Below are 1,220 nucleotides of genomic sequence, written 5' to 3'. Positions count from 1 at the left end.
AATCTTGGGCTCAATCGGTCACTGCATCACCGCATGGGTGATCATGTCGGGGTGGAGGGTTCGGTGCGGGACTACGGGTTGTCACCTGCCGGTCAGGACGAGTTGTGGAGACGGTGGCGGGCGGGTGAGTCGCTCGGTTCCATGTCGCGGTCACTCGCCATTCCGCTTCGGCATGCGCGCCGGTTCCTGGCCCAGACCGGAGGAGTCCGAAAGCCACCGCCAGTTCGGCAGAGCCGGCATCTGACGCCGGCCGAGCGTGAGGAGATCTCGCGGGGCCTGGCCATGGGCTGCTCAGCGCGCATGATCGCGGTGTCGCTGGGGCGCTCGCCGTCGACGATCTCGCGGGAGATCGCCCGCAACGGCGGCCAGAGCACTTACCGGGCCGCGGCCGCTGACCAGCCGGCCTGCCGGCGCGCGCGGCGACCGAAACCGGCCAAGCTCGCGGCCTGCCCACCCTTGCGGGCCTTGGTGGAGGACAAGCCGAAATCTCTGTGGTCACCCGAGCAGATCGCCGGATGGCTGCGGCGACACTTCCCTGACGACCCGGCGATGCGGATCTCGCACGAAGCGATCTACCCGGCACTGTTCGACCCGCGCCGCAAGGCGATCGACCGCGCCTTGACACAGCGGTTGCGCACCGCCGCGCCCGATGCGACACCCGAAACGAGCCCGCAAACCCGACGGACGCGGCGTGATCCGGGAACTCGTGCCCATCGGTGAGCGTCCGGCCACGGTCGAAACCCGCCAGGTCGCCGGTCACCGGGAAGATGATCCGGTGATGGGCTCGCGCCCGTCGGCGATCGCCACCCTGGTGGAGCGGACCAGCCGGTTCACCGTCCTGGTGGCACTGCCCGACGGCATCAAGGCCGAGCAGGTCACACCACACCCGACCCGGGTCCTGCTCGGGTTGCCCGCATCGATACGGCGGACCCTGACCTGGGACCGCGGCCGCGAGATCGCCGGCCACCGGGCGATCACCGCGGCGACGCAGACACCGATCCACCTCTGCAGGCCTCGTAGTCCATGGCAACGCGGCACCAACGAGAACACCGACCGGCTGCTGCGCCAATACCTACCCAAGAACGCCGACCTGCGCCGATTCGACCAGGCCGACCTCGACGCCATCGCCTGCGAACTCAACCACCGGCCCCGCAGGATCCACGGATACCGCAGCCCGGCCGAGGTCTACGCTGAACACCTGAACAGCGGTGATGCACTGA

The 1,220-nt window shown here is 69.1% G+C and carries 1 pseudogene; it reads left to right on the top strand.

Going from position 1 to position 1,220, the window contains the following annotated elements:
- Positions 1–63: 63 nt before the first annotated feature.
- Positions 64–1,220 (top strand): annotated as a pseudogene (locus ON20_RS41125) (IS30 family transposase); the annotation flags it as partial.

The sequence above is a fragment of the Nocardia brevicatena NBRC 12119 genome (assembly GCF_000308495.1).
GTDB classification, from domain to species: Bacteria; Actinomycetota; Actinomycetes; order Mycobacteriales; family Mycobacteriaceae; genus Nocardia; species Nocardia brevicatena.
Note: the sequence above shows the minus strand (reverse complement) of the source record. Positions and strands in the feature narration are given on the sequence as shown.